This window comes from Paenibacillus sp. KS-LC4 (genome assembly GCF_036894955.1).
Lineage (GTDB): Bacteria > Bacillota > Bacilli > Paenibacillales > Paenibacillaceae > Pristimantibacillus.
The window spans coordinates 1,653,867-1,672,507 of sequence record NZ_CP145905.1; the positions used below are offsets into that span (position 1 = coordinate 1,653,867).

The window sequence follows — 18,641 nt, forward strand, 5'->3', positions numbered from 1 at the left end:
GTAGAATGGTTCCGCATGATGAATTCGCCAAAAAACTAGCAGCAGGCTCGCCGTTATTCGGCGAGTTTTTTTCTAATGAAAGAAATACATAAATAATACAAAATTGTGTATTACACTATGACATAGAACTGTACTTTAAATGGGGAAGAAGGAACACGCATGACGACTGTACTCGTAGTGGATGATGATCCGCATATCCGGCAGCTGCTCCGTTTGTTTTTGGAGGATGAAGGAATGGAAATTATAGAGCAAAGCAATGGCGTAGACGCTTGGGACTACTATAGCCATCATTCGGTTGATCTTATTATTCTCGATATTATGATGCCGCAGATGGACGGCTGGGAGCTGTGCAGAAGGGTTCGTGAAGCGGGGGACAAGCCGATATTGATGATTACCGCCAAAGGGGAGGCACCCGAGCGAATTAAAGGCTTTCGGCTGGGCACTGACGACTATATGGTAAAGCCTTTTGACCCGATGGAGCTGGTGATGCGAGTGAAGGCGCTGCTGAAGCGGTATCGCATCTCCATCTCGCAAATCGTTCGTTTAGGTCAAGTCACGCTTGATAAAACGAGCTATCAAATTCGCTATAAGGATACAGGTACAAGTGAATCCATACCGCTTAAGGAATTTGAGCTGCTGTTTTTGCTGGCGAGCTATCCGGGCAAGCTATTCAAGCGCGATTCATTAATTGAACAAATATGGGGCTATGATTACGAGGGTGATGAGCGGGCTGTGGATACGCATGTTAAGCGTCTGAGAGAGCGTTTTGCCGCATATGAGCAGGATTTCAAAATCGTGACGATCTGGGGGCTTGGCTACCGGCTGGAGGTATATCGTGATTAAATCGCTGTATGTCCGCTTTATTCTTATGTTTGTCGCATCGGTTATGGCTAGCGTCATTTTAAGCTTCTTTATGACCCATTTTTTGTTTAGTCATAAGCTTCGAAACTACGTTCAGGACAATTTAATTGTTAGCGGCAAAACGATAATTGAATCCTACAAGCTTTCGTACCCCAACAATTTGGATGCTTTAATGGAGGGCATAACCGCACTGCCGATTTTCACCTTTATCGTCTATGACGAACAAGGCAGACCGCTTCACGCAACCGACAGGATCGCCGGACATAAGCTGGATGTGGATGGGGAAGCTTTGCGCGGCGTGCTCAGCGGCGGCGTTTATCGGGGCGGGGCGGACAAAGATTATGACCGGCTCGTCGTCGGTCTTCCTTTTCAAATTGAAGGACAAGCATACGCCTTATTTATAAAGCCTGAAACGAATGGCGTTGCCAATCTCGCTTTCGGTTATTTCCGCATGCAGCTAATTCTCGTTCTATTCATTGGCACACTTCTCATCATTGTGACCTCCCGCTATATGGTGCGCCCCTTGAAGCATCTGACCATGGCTACTCGAAAAATGGCGAAAGGCGATTTCAGCATCAGGCTTGTTACGAAACGCAAGGATGAAATCGGTGAGCTGACGGCAAGCTTTAATCAGATGGCACGCGAGCTCGATTCGCTGGAGCGGGTGAGAAGGCAGTTTGTTTCGGACGTTTCACATGAAATCCAGTCTCCGATTACATCAATTAAAGGCTTCACAATGGCGCTTAAGCAGAAAAAGCTGGATGAGGAAAGCCGTCTTCGTCTGCTCACTATAATTGAGGAGGAGAGCGACCGCCTATCGCGGCTGACGCAGGATTTGCTTAAGCTCTCCTCGCTAGAGCATGATCAAATTCAACCCAATATGAGCGAATATCGCTTGGATGAGCAGCTTAAAGATGTCATGATTGCCAGCGAGCCGCTATGGTCTACCAAAAGCATCAAGCTCGAGCTGGATCTGGAGCCTGTCATAATTTGGGCAGATGAGGATAAGCTGAGCCAGCTTTGGACGAATCTGCTGAGCAATGCGATTAAGTTCACAGGGGCTGGTAGTGTCATTGCGATCAGCTTGACGGCAAGCCAGCATAGCGTGAGCGTGTCGGTTGCTGACAGCGGAGTGGGCATTCCGGAGGAGGAGCTTCAGCACATCTTCAAGCCCTTTTATAAAATAGATCAAGCCCGCGAGCGTGCGTTTGGCGGAAATGGCATCGGCCTCTCCATCGTTAAGCGGATTGTCGAGCTCCATGCGGGAGAAATCAGGGTAGAGAGTAAGCTGGCCGAAGGGACGAAGATGACGGTCATACTGCCGCTCGTTCCTCCAAATAAAACCAATTAGGGCAAACGGCGATTCTGTACATAATTTGTACAAAATTACTCATTATGATGAAGGAGGTAACACAGCGAGAGGAGAGATATACATTGAAGCAATTGACCAAATTTAGCTTGAAAAATAGTGTTGCTGTTATTTTATTATGCGCTTTGGTGCTTGGGTATGGCTTGTACGCCTCCACGCAAATTAAGCAGCAGACGTTTCCGGATCTGGATTTTCCAGCTGTGTTCGTACAGGCGATGCAGCCTGGCGCCTCTACGGAGGAGATTGAGTCGGAGGTGGCAAGGCCGATTGAGGACCATTTGAAGAGGGTGCAGGGATATGAGTCGCTGACGAGCACCTCTGCTGAAAATGCGGCCAGCATCTTTATCCAGTTTCCTTTCGGTACGGATATGGACAAAAAATACAGCGAGGTGGAGGCTGAGCTAAGCAAGCTAAAGCTAGCCGATAATGCCAATGTTACGGTGCAGCGCTTGTCGGCTAATAGCCAGCCTATTTATCAAGCGGCAGTATTCGCAGCCGAAGGAGATTCGACCAAGCTTGCTGATGAGCTGCAAAGCAGCGTCATACCTGAGCTGCAAAAGCTTGCTGGAGTAGGAAACGTAACGCTGAAGGGTACAGCTACGAATGAGCTTGCAATTGTTGTAGATAAAAATAAAGCAGCGCAGCATGGCATTACGCTCAGCTCCATTCGCACCGCGCTTCAGGGGCTAGACTACGCCCTGCCACTGGGCTCTGTATCGCAGGAGGAGACGGTCATTCCGATTCGGCTGACCGGCAGCCTTGACAGCTTGAAGCAGCTTGAAGAGCTGAAGCTGATGGCATCGGCTGGAGGCGGAGCCGCAGGCTCTGCATCAGGAAACGCTGGCGGTGCAGGAGCAGGAGCAGGATCAGGATCAGGATCAGGAGTAGGAACGGGTGCAGGATCAGGTGCAGCTGTAGGAGCAGGAGCATCAAGCGGTTCTGGAGCTTCAGGTGGTGCGTCAGCAGCGCCAGCCTCCGCTATCACGCTGGGTGAAATTGCCGACATTAAGACGGTATCGGAGCAAAATGAAATTACCCGCTTTAATGGCGAGCCGAGCTTTGTTATTTCGATTCAGAAGACGCAGGATGCCAACACGGCAGATGTGTCTGACAATGTGAGAGAGCTGCTCAACCGTTATCAGGGTCAAGGCGAGCTGAATTATCATGTCATTGTTGACCAAGGACAGGAAATTAAACAATCCGTATCCGGCCTTATTCATGAAGGCTTGTACGGTACATTGTTTTGCGTGCTCATTATATTTTTGTTTTTACGCAATGTAAGAGCGACGATTATTTCGATTTTGTCGCTGCCGATTTCTATTTTTGCCACGATTGCGATTATGGATCAAATGGGCTATACGCTAAACATTATGACGCTGGGCGGCATCGCCGTTTCCGTCGGACGAATCGTCGACGATAGCATCGTCGTGATTGAAAATATATATAGATGGCGTCAGGAAAAAGGCGAGAAAATGAGCGGCAAGGAGCTGGCCTACCAAGCGACCCGCGAAGTAATCGGGGCGGTAGCCTCGTCCACGGCGGCGACGATTGTCGTCTTCGCTCCGCTCGCTTTTGTCAGCGGAATTATTGGACAGTTTTTCCGTCCGTTTTCGATTGCTGTCGTTCTCTCCATTACGATCTCGCTATTCGTGTCGATGATGCTGATACCTGTGCTGGGCAGTCGCTTTTTCAGAAGGGTTAAGCCGCATACGAAGGAAAGCAGACTTTCAAATGGTTTTGAAAAAATCATTCGCAGCGCGCTGAAGCGCAAAGCACTCGTATTAGCATCTGCTGTCGTGCTATTAATAGGTTCGCTGGGATTAATTCCTTTAATCGGTGTTGCTTTTCTGCCGACAAGTGCGACTCCAAGCTTAGCTATTGATGTTGCCCTGCCAGCACAAAGCAGCCTGAAGCAGACCGACGATGTCAGCGGCGAGGTGGAGGCCTATTTAAGCAAGCTGGAAAACGTAGAGAGCTATGAGGTTTCCATTGGCGGTGCAGGTGCGAATCCGCTTCTGTCTCGCGGCGGCAACAATAAAGCAACCATTACGGCTCAATTTGCTGAAGGAAGCGATATGGCGCAGCTGACTTCAAAGCTGCAGACGGATCTGCTGGCAGTAGTGACTGCAAAGCAGGCAGGTACGACGCTTAATATTAAAGCGGGCGAACAGCAGGGACCGCCTTCGGGCAACAATATTGATGTCAGCATTTATTCAGACAGCGCCGACAAGCTGGCGCAGGCAGCCCTTCAAATCGAAAAGCTAATGAAGGAAAGCAGCGATTTAAAGGATATTACGAACAATATGGATGAGGTTACGCCTAAATGGGTCGTTTCCCTTAACCAGAGCGGCATCAATGCCAATATTAGCCCCTATCTTATTATGCAGCTGACTGGTGAGCAGCTTCGACCAGTCGATGCGGGCACTTACAAAATTGATAATAAGGAGCAAGCCATCACTTTATCGTATAAACAGCAAATTGCCACTAAGGAAGAGCTGGGCAATATAACGATTCCTACTGCTGCGGGCATGAAGAGGCTGAAGGATATTGCTGATATAACAGAGCAGAACGCTTGGATTAAGGTTAGCCATGATGATGGCAAAATGTACGCTCTTGTCAGTGGAACGGTGAAGGATGCGAGTGCCGTATCTGCGGTGACAAAGCAGGTGCAGGCGGATATCGACAGCCTGACGCTGCCCTCGGGTGTGGAGCTTAAAGTAGGCGGCGGCCTGCAAATGATCAATGATGGCTTCGCAAGCCTTGGCATCGCCATGGCGGCAGCGATTGGCCTCGTGTTTATTATTATGAGCATGACGTTTGGAGGCTTGCGTACACCGCTTATTATTTTAGCCTCGCTGGTGTTTATACCGATTGGCTCATTGAGCGCCTTGCTTCTGACAGCCCAGTCGCTGTCCATGAGCGGCATGATTGGGATGCTGATGCTGGTCGGCATCGTCGTCACCAATGCGGTCGTACTGCTTGATCGGGTGGAGAAAAATCGCAAAGCGGGCATAACCATCACAGAAGCGATCGTAGAGGCGGCAAGAACAAGGCTTAGACCGATTTTAATGACGGCTTTTGCAACGATGCTTGCGCTTGTTCCGCTAGCGTTATCCGGCTCCTCGACGAGCCTCATTTCAGGTGGCCTTGCGATCACGGTTATTGGCGGGTTATTCAGCTCGACGCTGCTCACGCTGATCGTCATGCCGGTCATTTATGAAATGGTGTGGAAAAAACACAAGGTTAATGAAGCGGATATATTCAATGACTAGGAATGAGGAAGAGGGAGTGAGAACGATGAATGGACGTAATGGAAGAAGATTCATGATGTTTGGCGTGCTTGCTGTACTAATGCTTGGAGCTGCTTTCGCTGAGGTGCCGACGCGGCAGGGCAGCGAGGTGGCGCTAATGCCGCTCTTCCTCATTCTGCTTTCAATCAGCGTATATCGGATCGTTCGTGTACGCCGCCGCAGCATATACAAAGGAAAAGGATGGTCGTAGGCCTCGTATAATAAAGGCGCTTAAGGCAATGTGTGTTCTAACGCTTGACCTGCTTGCTATTCAGGACTATAATTATGCTGATATAAGATGAAAAGGCAATGATAAAGACATGTATTTACACGTTCAACTGGTTCAGAGAGAGGAAACGGGGCTGAAATTTCCTTCCAGATCAATGTAAATATACCACTTTGTAGCTGTAGAGCTGAACAGGCTTCAAGTCGTGAAGCGCCATTAGGCTATACCGGAAATCTCCGTTACCAGATGAATGAAGGATTGACTCCAGCCGGGATGAAATACGCTGTTATGCAAGCGTTAGGCGGGCAATCGAATTAGGGTGGAACCACGAGCGTACAAGCACTCGTCCCTTCGCGGGATGCGTGCTTTTTTTGCGTTCAGAATGCAGCAGCTTGGCAGCTTAACGAATGGAAGGGATGATAATAATGGCGATTAAAGTAACTTTGCCGGATGGTGCAATAAGGGAATATGAAGCGGGAACTACAATTGAAGAGGTAGCTGGCTCAATTAGCAGCGGGCTGCGCAAAAATGCCATTGCCGGTAAAATTGACGGGAAAACCGTTGATGTATATACGCCAATTAGCGAGGATGCAAAGGTTGAAATCGTAACCTTGGATTCTGCTGACGGCCTGGAGGTATACCGTCACAGCACAGCGCATTTGATGGCACAGGCAATTAAGCGTTTATATGCCGATGTTGATCTTAAGCTCGGTATTGGACCCGTTATTGAGGATGGGTTCTACTATGATATAGATATGGAGCAGTCCATTACTCCGGAAGATTTGGTGAAAATCGAGAAGGAAATGGATAAAATTGTTCAGCAAAATCTCGACATTCGCCGCCGCGTCGTCAGTCGTGATGAAGCGATTGCTGTATTTACCGATATTGGCGACACGCTCAAGCTGGAGCTCATCCGCGATCTTCCTGTGGCATCGGAAATTACAATTTATGATCAGGGCGAATTTTTTGACCTCTGCCGTGGGCCGCATCTTCCGTCTACAGGACGGATTAAAGCCTTCAAGCTGCTCAGCGTAGCAGGCGCTTACTGGCGTGGAGATTCCAAAAACAAAATGCTGCAGCGTATTTACGGAACAGCGTTCCCGAAAAAAGCACAGCTGGATGAGCATTTGCACTTCCTTGAGGAAGCGAAAAAACGCGATCACCGCAAGCTGGGACGCGAGCTGAAAATGTTCACGTTCTCGCGAGAGGTTGGCCAAGGCCTGCCGCTCTGGCTGCCAAATGGGGCAAAGGTACGCCGTACATTGGAGCGCTACATCGTGGACATGGAAGAGCGTCTTGGCTATGAGCATGTGTATACGCCTGTACTGGCTAACGTAGAGCTTTACAAAACATCCGGCCACTGGGAGCACTACAGCGAGGATATGTTCCCGAAAATGGTGCTGGATAACGAAGAGCTTGTTCTTCGCCCAATGAACTGCCCGCATCATATGATGGTGTTCAAAAGCGATATGAGAAGCTATCGCGATTTGCCGGTGCGTATTGCAGAGATGGGTACGATGCACCGTTATGAAATGTCCGGTGCCCTGACTGGCTTGCACCGCGTTCGCGCGATGACGCTGAATGACGCGCATATTTTCTGTCGCCCGGATCAGATTAAGGAAGAGTTCTCCCGTGTCGTTAACCTGATTCGCAAAGTATACGAAGATTTCGGCATTAAGGAATATCGGTTCCGTCTATCGTACCGTGATCCGCAGGATACCGAGAAATATTTCCAAAATGATGAAATGTGGGAAATGTCACAGCGTATGCTTCGCGAGGTCGTCGAGGAGCTGGATCTGCCATTTTTCGAGGCTGAAGGCGAAGCGGCTTTCTACGGTCCGAAGCTGGACGTTCAGATCAAAACCGCGCTGGGCAAAGAAGAGACGCTATCCACAGCACAGCTGGACTTCCTCCTTCCAGAGCGCTTCGAGCTTGAATACATTGGAGAAGACGGCAAGAAGCACCGTCCAGTCGTTATTCACCGCGGCATTATCAGCACAATGGAGCGCATGACGGCGTTCCTGCTTGAAAATTTTGCTGGCGCGTTGCCGCTGTGGCTGTCGCCGATTCAAGCGAAGGTTATTCCGGTTTCCACTGTATATGAGCAATATGCGCGTGAAGTGGCTGAGAAGCTACAGGAGGCGGGCATTCGCGTAGAAAGCGACCTTCGTAATGAGAAGCTTGGCTACAAAATTCGCGAGGCGCAAATGGAGAAAGTGCCGTATATGCTCGTAGTTGGCGAGAACGAAATGCAAGCTGGCTCCGTTTCAATTCGCAAGCGCGGCGAAGGTGATATCGGTGCCAAATCGATTGCCGAAACAGCTGAACTGCTGGAGCAAGAAATTAAAACAAAGGCCATATAAGAGCAGCTAGCAGCAGCTCATTTGCATAAAGCTTGTGCCACTTGGGCAATCTTCTTCAGAGGAGGAAGTGCCCAAATGGTTACAAGCTTTTTTCAATATAAAAAAATGCTGCTCGCAATTGCGGCGCTCGTGCTGCTTACGCTCTGTATAACAACATTTCCAAACAAGAAGCCTGATCAGGCGACGTTGACACAGCATATGCCAGCAATAGTCAGTCCAGAAGCGTTCCAAAAGACAGGGATAGCGGGAAAAGCTAAAGCTAAAGATAAACAGCTTCAAACCAAGCAGCAGCAAGCGTCGCAAAAACCGACGTACAATAAAGTGAAGGTCGTCGCAACAGGCTATACAGCCGGAGTTGAATCGACAGGGAAACGGCCAGGTCATCCGAGCTATGGGATCACGTATTCGGGTGTGAAGGTTCGCAGGGATATGGTATCCACGATTGCGGCTGATCCAAAGCTGTTCCCGATTGGCTCACTGCTCTATATTCCCGGATACGGGTATGGCGTCGTAGCCGACACGGGATCAGCTATTAAGGGCAGTCGCATTGATTTGTATTTCGAGACGACGGCGGATGTATTCAAGCAATGGGGCAAGCGTACCGTGGAGGTAGAGATCATTCGCAAAGGCAGCGGCAAGCTGTCTCAGGCTTGGCTTAATAAGGTGAACAAGGCCGCTGAGGCAGGAAAAGGCTTGCCCGAGGCTTACCTTGAATCGTAACAGTAACATGCATATTAGAACCGTAACCCGCCATACTAACATGGACGGGGAGGTGAACAACCAACATGGCCAAGAACAAAAGCAATAAAGCAGCTCAATCGAACCAAAAGCTAAATACCGAGTTTGCAGAAGAATTTGTGCACAACAATGAAACGAGCAATACAGCCGCTAAATCGACACGAAAAAAGCAGAAATAACTCGCTGCTCCAATAAATAAGCGAGAAAAGGGGCCGCTATGGCTCCTTTTCTTTAGCCTTAAGATTGGGTATTGGAATTAGGAGATAAAAAACAGTTTTCAAACGAACCTGTTTTATTGTATGATTACGGTGTAACAAATAATCACATGATAAGACAGGTGAACTCTCATGACTGATCCTATAACATTTATAAACTATTCGGCTTCCGAGCATCGCAGAGCTGCTGAGGTGCTTCCATTCATTGACGCTTATATCGCCAAGAAGGAACAGGAAATTATCGAGATCGAGCAAATGGTTGAGCGTTACGAGAATCGCCGTCTCAAGGAAGAGCGGGCTTATCAATCGATGTCTGCTTTCAGACGCATACTGTCGGGAAAGAAGCCGGATCATCATTTGGCGGTGGAGCATATCCATTTCGTGCGCAAGCCAATGGAGAAGGTTCGTGCGCTAAAACTTGAAATTGAAAATGTACGCATCATTCAAAGCAGCTCGGCTCCAACCGATATAGTCACGATTCCCTTTGAGCTGGCGAATGAATTACTATAATTTATAAAACTGAGAAGAGAGCTTTCAATCCTAGTTAATAAAATAAAACCTCCACATTACCGGATGCTTGGCATCGCGACGGTTGTGGAGGTTTTTTGTTAAACATATACCGATGTCAATTGCTGCTTTTGTGGCGGTCTACATCAAGAAAATCCGTATCGTAGCTGTAAGCGGGAACGCCGTGAATACCAACGTCCAGGCCGATGAGCTCCTCGTCTTTGGAGACGCGAACGGGCATCATTTTGCGGATGAGCCATAATACGACCCAAGTAAATACGAAGCCCCATACAGATACGGTGACGAGGCCAAGTGCTTGTACACCAAGCAGCTTAAAGCCTCCCCCATAAAATAAGCCGTAATAGCCTTGTCCGACCTCGCTTGCGAGCTCTGGCTTAGCGAATAACCCGAGTGCCAATGTACCGATGCTGCCGCTAATGCCGTGTACCGCGAAGGCGCCGACAGGATCATCAATTTTTTTGCTTTCCAAGTATTCAGTCGCAAGCACCATCATAATGCCGCAAATTGCGCCGATGAAGATGGCAGCGCCGTCAGAGACGAATGCGCAGCCGGCGGTTATGCCGACAAGCCCGGCAAGCGAGCCGTTAATAACCATCGGGGGATCGGCTTTTTTATAACGAAACATCGTAAACAAGATGCAGGTGGCTCCACCCGCTGCAGCGGACAGCATCGTCGTTACGGCGATATGCCCGATTGAGGTGTTCGTTGCGCTTAACGTACTTCCAGCATTAAAGCCGAACCAGCCGAACCAAAGAATGAATGCCCCAACGGATGCGAGCGGCAAATTGGAGGGTGAAACAATATTCACCTTGCCATCCGGGCTGAATTTGCCAATCCGCGGCCCGACGAAAATGGCAGCAGCAAGAGCCGCGAATCCGCCAAGGGCATGGATAACAGCGGAACCGGCAAAGTCTATCATGCCGAGCTTACCAAGCCAGCCGCCCGTTGACCATACCCAGTGGCCCGCAAGCGGGTAAATGAGTCCGGTCATGGCAATCGTCAGCAAAATATAGGCACGGAAGTGGATGCGTTCAGCGACGGCTCCGGAGACGATAGAGATGACCGCTATAACGAAGGCACATTGGAACAGCCAATAGGTTTCATTGGAAATATTAAGTACAATATGAGAAAGATCGCCGCTCAGCATGAAGCCGCTGGTGCCAAGCAGGCCGCTTACGTCTTTGCCGTACATAATAGCGAAGCCGAAAAAATAAAAAACGAGCGCTCCGAAGGCAATATCCACAAATACCTTCATAATGATGCTGACGGCATTTTTTTGACGGACGAAACCTGCCTCCAGTAGAGCGAAGCCGCCCTCCATCAGCAAAATCATAGCCGCTGTCAAGACAACCCAGATTGTATCGAGACCTCTCGACAGTTCTGACAACTCCATTGCTAGGCCAACCCCTTATTATCGGATATAAAATGATGTTACTTTTCTAATTCGTTGATCATTATAATGAGTCAGAGTTAACAATGTCAACGCTTTTATGTAATGTTTCGTGACGCATGTCAGGTTTGGTTAGTGCAATCTTCCTTTGTCTCGGTCTAGAGACCGAGCTGGATTTCAATCGGCCGTCCCTTTCTTGTGTTTGGAGAGTCCGTTATACTTAGATGTATCAAGGAAAGAACCAATTGAAGGCAGGAGTTGAATACCTTATGAATGGCAGCTTTTTCAATCGATTTATAACAGCGGGTATCGTTATTGCGATAGGTGTTGTCTTTTTTCTTAATCAAACGGGTATCATTTCCACTCAGCTCAGTATTGGAGAAATCATCTCCAACTTCTGGCCGCTTATTTTAATCGTCATTGGACTAAAAGGGGTGTGCTCGAAAGATGCCCACAGGCATGGCGGCGGCTTCTGGGTGATGATCATTATTGGCGCTGTGTTTCTTGCCCGCAATATGGGCTGGTCGAATTGGTCCATAGGCGATATTATGCCGTATATTTGGCCGATTATTATTATTTTGGTCGGCATTAATATGCTTCGCAAGCCGAGCAGGAAAAGACGGAAGCAGCATGAGCCGCCAACCGAGGATTGGAAATCTTATGATGGTTATGGGGATGGCGATGTTCCTCCGGCACCTCCGCTTCATCCGGGACCAACCGATCCTTTTGCTCCTAAAATTAATTTAGAGAAGGAGCGGACAATTGACAGCGTGTGGAAAGAGCAGGCCAAGCAGCATTACCGCGATCAGCGCAAAGAGTGGAAAAATGAAAAAAATCATTACAGCGGTAAAAGCGAGTGGTGGAACAATGATCCGAATGTACAAACCCGCTCCAATTTCATTGGCGACATTCATATTGGCCATGATCATTGGGAGCTTCAGCCAATCAACATTTCGCATTTTATCGGCGACACCGTCATTGATTTAACGAAAGCACAAATCGCTTACGGAGAAACGAAGATCACGGTATCCTCTTTTATCGGCGATGTGAAGGTATACGTCCCTAACGATTATGAAGTAGGTATTCACGTGCAAAGCAGCGTCTTCATTGGCGATGTGAAGTTTCTTGGCAAAAAGGAGCAAGGCATGTTCAAGTCAATGGATATGGCTTCCCCTTCTTATGCAGAGGCGGATAAAAAAATCAAGCTGGTCGTTAGCTCGTTTATTGGCGATGTGCGTGTCACGAGGGTGGGATAAGCGTTTATGATGGTTCGGTTGCTTCGCAGTGGAAAATGGGAATTGATAGCCATGTTTGTGCTCGCTGCCGCTCTGGCTTATGGAGCGGCGGCGATGATCGCTTATGGACTCATGCCAAATGCAGGAAGATGGGAGCTGGGGCTGACAGCCTCAGCCGTCTTCCTGCTTGTTGCTGCGTCTTGCGGTTATTGGGCCGGCAGGCGTATACAGCGCAGAGTGGATACGCTTCAGCTTGCGATGAAGCAGGCCGTTAACGGCAACTTTGAAATTCGGATTGCCGAGCGGGGCGGCTTGTCCTTCACCGAGCTTTATGAGGAATTTAATGTGCTTGCGAGGCAAATGGAGGAGCGGATGACTTACATCCAGCGCACGGGCGAGGAGCAGGTTATGGCTGAGGCTGCCTCTAATGAAGCGGCGGTGCTGGAGGAGCGTAAAAGGCTCGCCCGTGACTTGCATGATACGGTAAGCCAGCAGTTGTTTGCGATGCATATGTGCGCCTCTTCGCTGCCGAAGCTTCAGCAGGTGGACAGCGAACGCGCGGCTGAGGTGCTGGGTCAGCTAATCGAGATGTCAACGCTTGCACAGAAGCAAATGCGCACCTTTATCGCCCAGCTTCGCCCGATGGAGCTTGAAGGCCGTACGCTGCGCCAAGCGCTGGACAAGTGGTTTCCCGATTATTGCCGGCAAAACCATTTGCAAGGCGAGCTGGATTGGCGGCTGACTGAGCCGCTGTCGGAAGCGAAGGAGCATCAGCTTTTTCTCATCGTGCAGGAGGGGCTAGCCAATGTCGTAAAGCACGCGAATGCTGAAGGCTGCTCGCTAACGCTATCCGAAAATGAACGGCAAATTGTGCTGAGCTTGCAGGATGATGGAGCGGGCTTTCGAGTAGATGAGGTCAAACGGGGGTCTTATGGACTGTCAACGATGCACGAGCGTGCCCAGAAGCTTGGCGGGACGGCAGAAATTATAAGCAAGCCAGGCAGCGGGACAAGGGTCAAGGTGTCTATTCCAAAAATATGGCGGGGGAGCGATAAAAATGGATAGCCAGGAAAAGTTGAAAATCATGATTATTGATGACCATGATATGGTTCGAACAGGCTTGCGCACCTATTTAATGCTGGAGCCTAAATTTGAAGTCGTTGCAGAGGCTGGCAGCGGGCAGGCTGCGCTTGATAAGCTTGAAGCCGGCATTCCGAAAGGGATGCCTGATGTCATGCTGATGGACTTAATGATGCCTGATATGGATGGCATTGAAACGACCAAACGGGTTATGGCAAAATATCCGGATGTGAAAATCGTCATGCTGACGAGCTTTTTGGAGGATGACAAAGTGTATGCTGCTATTGAGGCGGGCGCGGTCAGCTACGTGCTGAAGACGGTATCGGCCGAAGAGCTAATTTATGCGCTGAACGGCGCCTCGAAAGGCATGCCGGTGATGACCGCTGATGTATCCCAGGCTTTGACGCGTGGCCTCCGGCAGCGCACAGCGCAATCAGGTGATGAAGGGCTGACGGAGCGGGAGAAGGAAGTGCTGCTGCTAATTGCCGAGGGACGCTCTAACAAGGAAATTGGCGAAGAGCTGCACATTAGCATTAAGACGGTCAAGACGCATGTCAGCAATTTATTAATGAAATGCGAGCTGGACGATCGGACGCAGCTCGCCGTGCTCGCTCATCGCAAGGGCTGGGCCAAAAGTCAATAATTAAAAATAAACCGTATCGTGGCACTCTATCACATAATGCAGCAAAAGGCGGGCTATACTAATGATGTACAGCGGCGAGCTGAGCCGTACTAAAGCGTACATAAAAAGGAGCGTCTTGCTATGATTTTGCTGTCATCGGAGCTGGAAGCCAGCCATCAATCCTTTATTGAAACCCGCGATATGCTGACGCAGCATACGTTCGCTTTAGGCGGCAATTGGGATTATACAGCTGGTTCGTTCGATCGCCCGTTGGATGAAGCCCATAAAGTGTGGCTGCGGATTCCTTTTGAAGTGATGGACGGCACCATTGATAATAGCTCTTCGGATATGGATGCCCGTATTAAGCTGGGAACGCCTTATGTGCTTAAGCATTTATATAATGAAGGCAATGACGAGGAAGCCTCAGTGCGGCTTGTAGGCGCCTTATTCGATCAATTTCAATCGCCGACTGATCCAGATGCTGACATTGAAAGCGAATGGGTCGAGCGGGCCAAGGACATTTTGCAGCAGGTGGAACGGGCGATGGCTTAAGCTTGAACAAGCTTCCAAAAATAAATAAAAGAAGTCGAAAAACTCTCTATCACTCGCGATAGAGAGTTTTTTTATGTATGTTTAAATGTATTTTAATTTAATTTTAAGGTAGAATGTGCATGATAGGAGTACAACAATTAACCAGCAAGCAGCCTTTAGAGACTGAATTGCTTCATTGTATACCGATGAGGAGGAAACGGGAATGGATGATCAGAATAAAAAGAACGGCTTTGATGATTTTTTCCAAAATCGTGAGGATGGGCAGCAAAAGCAGGAGGACAACGTTCAGCCGGCCCAAGCTGATGAAGCATCTGCTGATTCTTCTGAACAGGCAAGCAAGCCTTCCTACTACTATTCTTACGGACCATTTAAGTCGAGTGCAACCGATAATCAAGTGCTAACAGATGGGCCAGGAGCAGGCAATCAGCCTATTTCAGCTCCAGCACAGGCATCCAGCCAGCAATCAGCTGCGGCATCCCAGCCGTACAGCCAGCAGCATGGGGATCAGGCAAGCTTCGCTGAAACTATGCCTCCTGCCCCACTAAGGCCGTTCAGTTCATCGCAGTCATCCGCAAGAGGCGGCTGGCAGGTGAAGGAGCCGCAGCGCAGAACGTCATTTAAAGCGATGTTTTCTTCATTTATAGCTGGGGTTCTAGTAGTAGGCTCTTTAATGTATGCGGCGGATGTGAACAATTGGTTCAGCAAGCCGGCGGAAGCAACCGTTTCTCAGCAGGGAACTGTTACAGCGACGGGACAAAATAGCGGGCTTACAGCAGCGTCTGACAGGCCGGATGACATTGCTAAGCTGTTCGAGGCATCAAGCCCGGCTGTTGTGAAAATTGAAACCTTTGCTTCCCCTGCAAGAAGCAATGGCGGTTCATCAGCTGAATCTTTCTTTGAGCAGTTTTTCGGCCAGGATTATCCGGGAGCAGGGCGCCAGGAGCAAAACAATAACAGCAATGGATTACAGGCAACGGGAAGCGGTACAGGATTCTTTTTCGACTCCACTGGTTACATTCTGACAAATCAGCACGTCGTTGGCGGTGCAGAGAAAATCGAAGTTACGGTGCAGGGCTATGACAAGCCGCTAACAGCACAACTGCTGGGCTCTGATTATAATCTGGATTTGGCTGTGCTTAAAGTGACGGATACGAAAGCTTTTCCTACTTTGAAGCTAGGCAACTCAGACAGCATTAAAATCGGCGATTGGGTCGCAGCGATTGGTAACCCTTACGGCTTTGACCATACGATTACCGTTGGTGTACTGAGCGCGAAGGAACGTCCAATTTCCATTCCAGATGAGCAAGGAACACGCAACTACGAGCATTTGCTGCAAACGGACGCTTCAATTAACCCAGGCAATTCCGGCGGACCGCTGCTTAACGTAAATGGCGAAGTCATCGGCATTAACACGGCGGTTAGCTCGCAGGCGCAAGGTATCGGCTTTGCGATTCCAACAAGCACGATTCAAGGCGTGCTGGAAAATTTGAAAAACAACGTTGAAGTTCCGAAAGAGCCAGTACCGTTCATTGGAGCAGAGCTGGCTGATGTATCGGATGCTATGGCGAAGCAGCTAGGCATGGAGAAGGCGGAAGGCTCCATTGTCAGCAATGTGTATTATAACTCTCCTGCCTACTTGGGTGATCTGAAACAATTTGACGTTATTATCGGCATTGACGGTAAAGTGTACAATAATACGCAGGACTTGATCGCGGCGATTAAGAAGAGAACGGTTGGCGATGAAGTACAGTTGAATATTATCCGCAAAGGTGCGAAAATGGATTTGACGGTTACGATTGGCGACCGCAACAAGTTCAACGCACAATAATAAAGCAAGCAGCATATCGGTGCAGCCGGTGCTGAATGGTTAATCAGGCGCAGAGGCGAACAATCTCTCTGCGTCTGTTTTTTTGAAGCTTAAACAATATGGGGGCGTACCGATGAGAACACAAATTATAGTTGTGGACGATGATGAGAAAATTACTTCTTTATTAAGACGGAGCCTGATTTTTGAAGGATATGAAGTGACGACGGCAAGCAATGGCTTAGAGGGGTTGAAGCTGCTAATGACAGCGGAGCCGCAGCTGCTGATACTTGACGTTATGATGCCGCATGTAGACGGATGGGAAGTTTGCCGCAGAGTACGCGAAGGCGGAAGCACGGTTCCGATTTTGATGCTGACAGCGAAGGATGATATTAATGATCGGGTAAAAGGGCTGGATACGGGGGCAGACGATTATTTGGTGAAGCCGTTTGCACTTGAAGAGCTGCTTGCCAGAGTTCGTGCGCTGCTGCGACGCAAGTCGGACAAGATTGAGGATACGGGCAGCAAAATTGTCTATGAGGATTTAGCACTTGACCAAGATGCCCGCGAAGCGATTCGAAATGGAAAGCGCATTGAATTGACTGCCAAGGAATATGATTTGCTGCTGCTCTTTATTCAAAATCCGCGCCGCGTATTGACCCGGGATGTCATTATGGAAAAAATATGGGGCTACGACTTCAGCGGTGAGTCGAATGTGCTTGAGGTTTATATTGCGATGCTGCGCCAGAAAATGGAGGAGGGCGGCGGCAAGCGCATGATTCAAACCGTTCGTGGTACAGGCTATGTGCTGCGGGGAGAGGGCTGATCAGCGATGACCATACGGCTGCGTTTAACTTTGTGGTATTCAGCTTTGCTCGCGATGACGCTGCTGATATTTGGTTTTGCCATCTATATCTTTGTTAATTTTAATACGTACGGGCAGATGAAAGATCAGCTGAAGGGCGAAGCGGACAGCTATAATGTAGTTGTCAACGAACTCAACCTATTGATTGCCCCATCACAAGGGCGATTTTATGAGCGTTCCTTTTATTTGCAAATTGTCAGATATAAAGAGGGCGTTATTAATGCGAGCAAGGAGCTGCTCAGCTCAGGTATAAAATATCCGATTCCAGACGTTAAAGATAATGTGCAAGCAGGCTTTATAAAGGCTAACATTAAGGTGAATGAAGCGAATGTAACGTTTTTAATTTATCAGCGTCCCATTTACAGCGATGAATCCCAGACGGAGCTAGTTGGTCTTATACAGGTGGGTGCCATCGTTACTAGCGAGGAAAGTTATTTGAAGGCTTTAAAGACGATTTTGTTTACCGCATCGGTTATCGCCGTCTTGATAGCCTTTACGGTTGGCTTGCTGCTGGCTCGGGAGGTGCTGCGTCCCATTGAACGCGTCATTAAATCAACGGAGAAAATTCAAAGCGGTTCTGATCTTAGTGTGCGTATTCCAATGAGTGGCCCTAATGACGAAGTGGGGAGGCTTGTCTACAACCTCAACGTTATGCTGGCCCGATTGGAAACGGCCTACAATGAGCTTGATGAATCCTATAAAGCGCAGCGCAGATTCGTCTCGGATGCGTCGCATGAGCTGCGGACGCCGCTTACGACGATTCGAGGCAATATTGAGCTGCTCCAGCGAATGTGGGAAAAAACGAAGGAACCGGATGCATTGAATGGCATCGTGCTGGCGCTTGACAACCAGCGCTTCGGCCTTACGGTTGAGGCCATGCAGGATATTGCAGCGGAATCCCGCCGCATGTCGACGCTTGTTAATGATTTGCTGGCGCTCGCCCGTGCAGATGCGGGCTATGAAATGGAGAAGACGGTGGTAGAGATGCAGCCGCTTGTCGAGGAGGTTGCACGCCGCGCCCAGCTGCTCCCGCATACTGCAGAGTGGCGCGTAGGCGACCTATCGCCGCTTCGCGGCATTGAGGTGAGAGGCAATCAGGATTATTTGCAGCAGCTGCTGTTTATTTTTATTGAGAATGCATTTAAATATACGGCAGAAGGCCACATTGAGCTTAGCGTGCGCAGCAAGGACAATCAAGTCGGGATTACGGTCAGCGATACGGGCATGGGGATGAATCCGGAGGAAGTGCCGCATATATTCGACCGTTTCTATCGCGTGGACGAATCGCGCGGCAAAACGGTTGGAACGGGGCTCGGATTATCTATTGCAAAATGGATTATTGATGAGCATCGCGGCTCCATTGAAGTGCTGACGCGCGCAGGTGAAGGGTCCGAGTTTACGATCTGGCTGCCCATAGTCTTTTCTGAGACGACAGATTCGTCTATAATAGAAGGAACGGATCGAACTTTGGGCTAATACCCACGGTTCAGAAAGCAGGTGCAC

16 protein-coding genes are annotated in these 18,641 nt (G+C 49.1%); 15 read left to right on the forward strand and 1 reads right to left on the reverse strand.

From position 1 onward, the window contains the following. The first annotated feature begins 159 nt into the window (after positions 1-159). From V5J77_RS07140 to V5J77_RS07175, 8 genes are all read left to right on the forward strand, one after another. Positions 160-843, forward strand: coding sequence for a response regulator transcription factor (locus V5J77_RS07140; RefSeq protein WP_338555086.1), 684 nt, complete (start codon positions 160-162; stop codon positions 841-843). Beyond that, entirely contained in the window at positions 836-2,212 is a 1,377-nt protein-coding gene (locus tag V5J77_RS07145) for an ATP-binding protein (protein ID WP_338555087.1), read from the forward strand. Before V5J77_RS07140 ends, V5J77_RS07145 begins: the two co-directional genes overlap by 8 nt. An 83-nt stretch (positions 2,213-2,295) precedes the next feature. Continuing rightward, the gene (locus tag V5J77_RS07150) at positions 2,296-5,502 is read left to right on the forward strand and encodes an efflux RND transporter permease subunit (RefSeq protein ID WP_338555088.1); all 3,207 of its coding nucleotides are present in this window, start codon (positions 2,296-2,298) and stop codon (positions 5,500-5,502) included. Next, on the forward strand, positions 5,495-5,731 hold the full coding sequence (locus V5J77_RS07155) for a hypothetical protein (protein ID WP_338555089.1): 237 nt from the start codon (positions 5,495-5,497) through the stop codon (positions 5,729-5,731). Before V5J77_RS07150 ends, V5J77_RS07155 begins: the two co-directional genes overlap by 8 nt. 440 nt (positions 5,732-6,171) lie before the next feature. Beyond that, positions 6,172-8,109: a threonine--tRNA ligase gene (gene thrS / locus V5J77_RS07160; protein WP_338555090.1), complete on the forward strand. Its 1,938-nt coding sequence runs from the start codon at positions 6,172-6,174 to the stop codon at positions 8,107-8,109. A 75-nt stretch (positions 8,110-8,184) separates the two neighbouring features. Further along, a complete protein-coding gene (locus V5J77_RS07165; protein ID WP_338555092.1) occupies positions 8,185-8,829 on the forward strand; it encodes a 3D domain-containing protein in 645 nt (214 codons plus the stop codon). Between the two features lie 65 nt (positions 8,830-8,894). Next, a complete protein-coding gene (locus V5J77_RS07170) occupies positions 8,895-9,026 on the forward strand; it encodes a hypothetical protein (protein WP_338555093.1) in 132 nt (43 codons plus the stop codon). A gap of 168 nt (positions 9,027-9,194) precedes the next feature. Continuing rightward, on the forward strand, positions 9,195-9,572 hold the full coding sequence (locus tag V5J77_RS07175) for a hypothetical protein (protein WP_338555094.1): 378 nt from the start codon (positions 9,195-9,197) through the stop codon (positions 9,570-9,572). A 115-nt stretch (positions 9,573-9,687) separates the two neighbouring features. Here the strand turns inward: V5J77_RS07175 and V5J77_RS07180 are convergent, their stop codons facing one another. Continuing rightward, positions 9,688-10,983, reverse strand: coding sequence for an ammonium transporter (locus tag V5J77_RS07180; protein WP_338555095.1), 1,296 nt, complete (start codon positions 10,981-10,983; stop codon positions 9,688-9,690). Positions 10,984-11,249: 266 nt separating this feature from the next. Here V5J77_RS07180 and liaF point away from each other — a divergent pair, with 266 nt between their 5' ends. The 7 genes from liaF to V5J77_RS07215 all read left to right on the forward strand — a co-directional run bounded on the left by liaF (position 11,250) and on the right by V5J77_RS07215 (position 18,614). Beyond that, positions 11,250-12,236, forward strand: coding sequence for a cell wall-active antibiotics response protein LiaF (gene liaF, locus V5J77_RS07185; RefSeq protein WP_338555096.1), 987 nt, complete (start codon positions 11,250-11,252; stop codon positions 12,234-12,236). A gap of 6 nt (positions 12,237-12,242) precedes the next feature. Next, the gene (locus V5J77_RS07190; protein WP_338555097.1) at positions 12,243-13,280 is read left to right on the forward strand and encodes a sensor histidine kinase; all 1,038 of its coding nucleotides are present in this window, start codon (positions 12,243-12,245) and stop codon (positions 13,278-13,280) included. Further along, positions 13,273-13,938: a response regulator transcription factor gene (locus tag V5J77_RS07195; RefSeq protein ID WP_338555098.1), complete on the forward strand. Its 666-nt coding sequence runs from the start codon at positions 13,273-13,275 to the stop codon at positions 13,936-13,938. Before V5J77_RS07190 ends, V5J77_RS07195 begins: the two co-directional genes overlap by 8 nt. 120 nt (positions 13,939-14,058) lie before the next feature. Then, the gene (locus V5J77_RS07200; protein ID WP_338555099.1) at positions 14,059-14,469 is read left to right on the forward strand and encodes a YugN family protein; all 411 of its coding nucleotides are present in this window, start codon (positions 14,059-14,061) and stop codon (positions 14,467-14,469) included. A 202-nt stretch (positions 14,470-14,671) separates the two neighbouring features. Continuing rightward, a complete protein-coding gene (locus tag V5J77_RS07205) occupies positions 14,672-16,297 on the forward strand; it encodes a trypsin-like peptidase domain-containing protein (RefSeq protein WP_338555100.1) in 1,626 nt (541 codons plus the stop codon). Between the two features lie 112 nt (positions 16,298-16,409). Continuing rightward, positions 16,410-17,099: a response regulator transcription factor gene (locus V5J77_RS07210; RefSeq protein ID WP_338555101.1), complete on the forward strand. Its 690-nt coding sequence runs from the start codon at positions 16,410-16,412 to the stop codon at positions 17,097-17,099. 6 nt (positions 17,100-17,105) lie between these two features. Further along, positions 17,106-18,614 (forward strand): HAMP domain-containing sensor histidine kinase, encoded by a 1,509-nt coding sequence (locus V5J77_RS07215; protein WP_338555102.1) that lies wholly within the window; start codon positions 17,106-17,108, stop codon positions 18,612-18,614. Positions 18,615-18,641 lie beyond the last annotated feature (27 nt).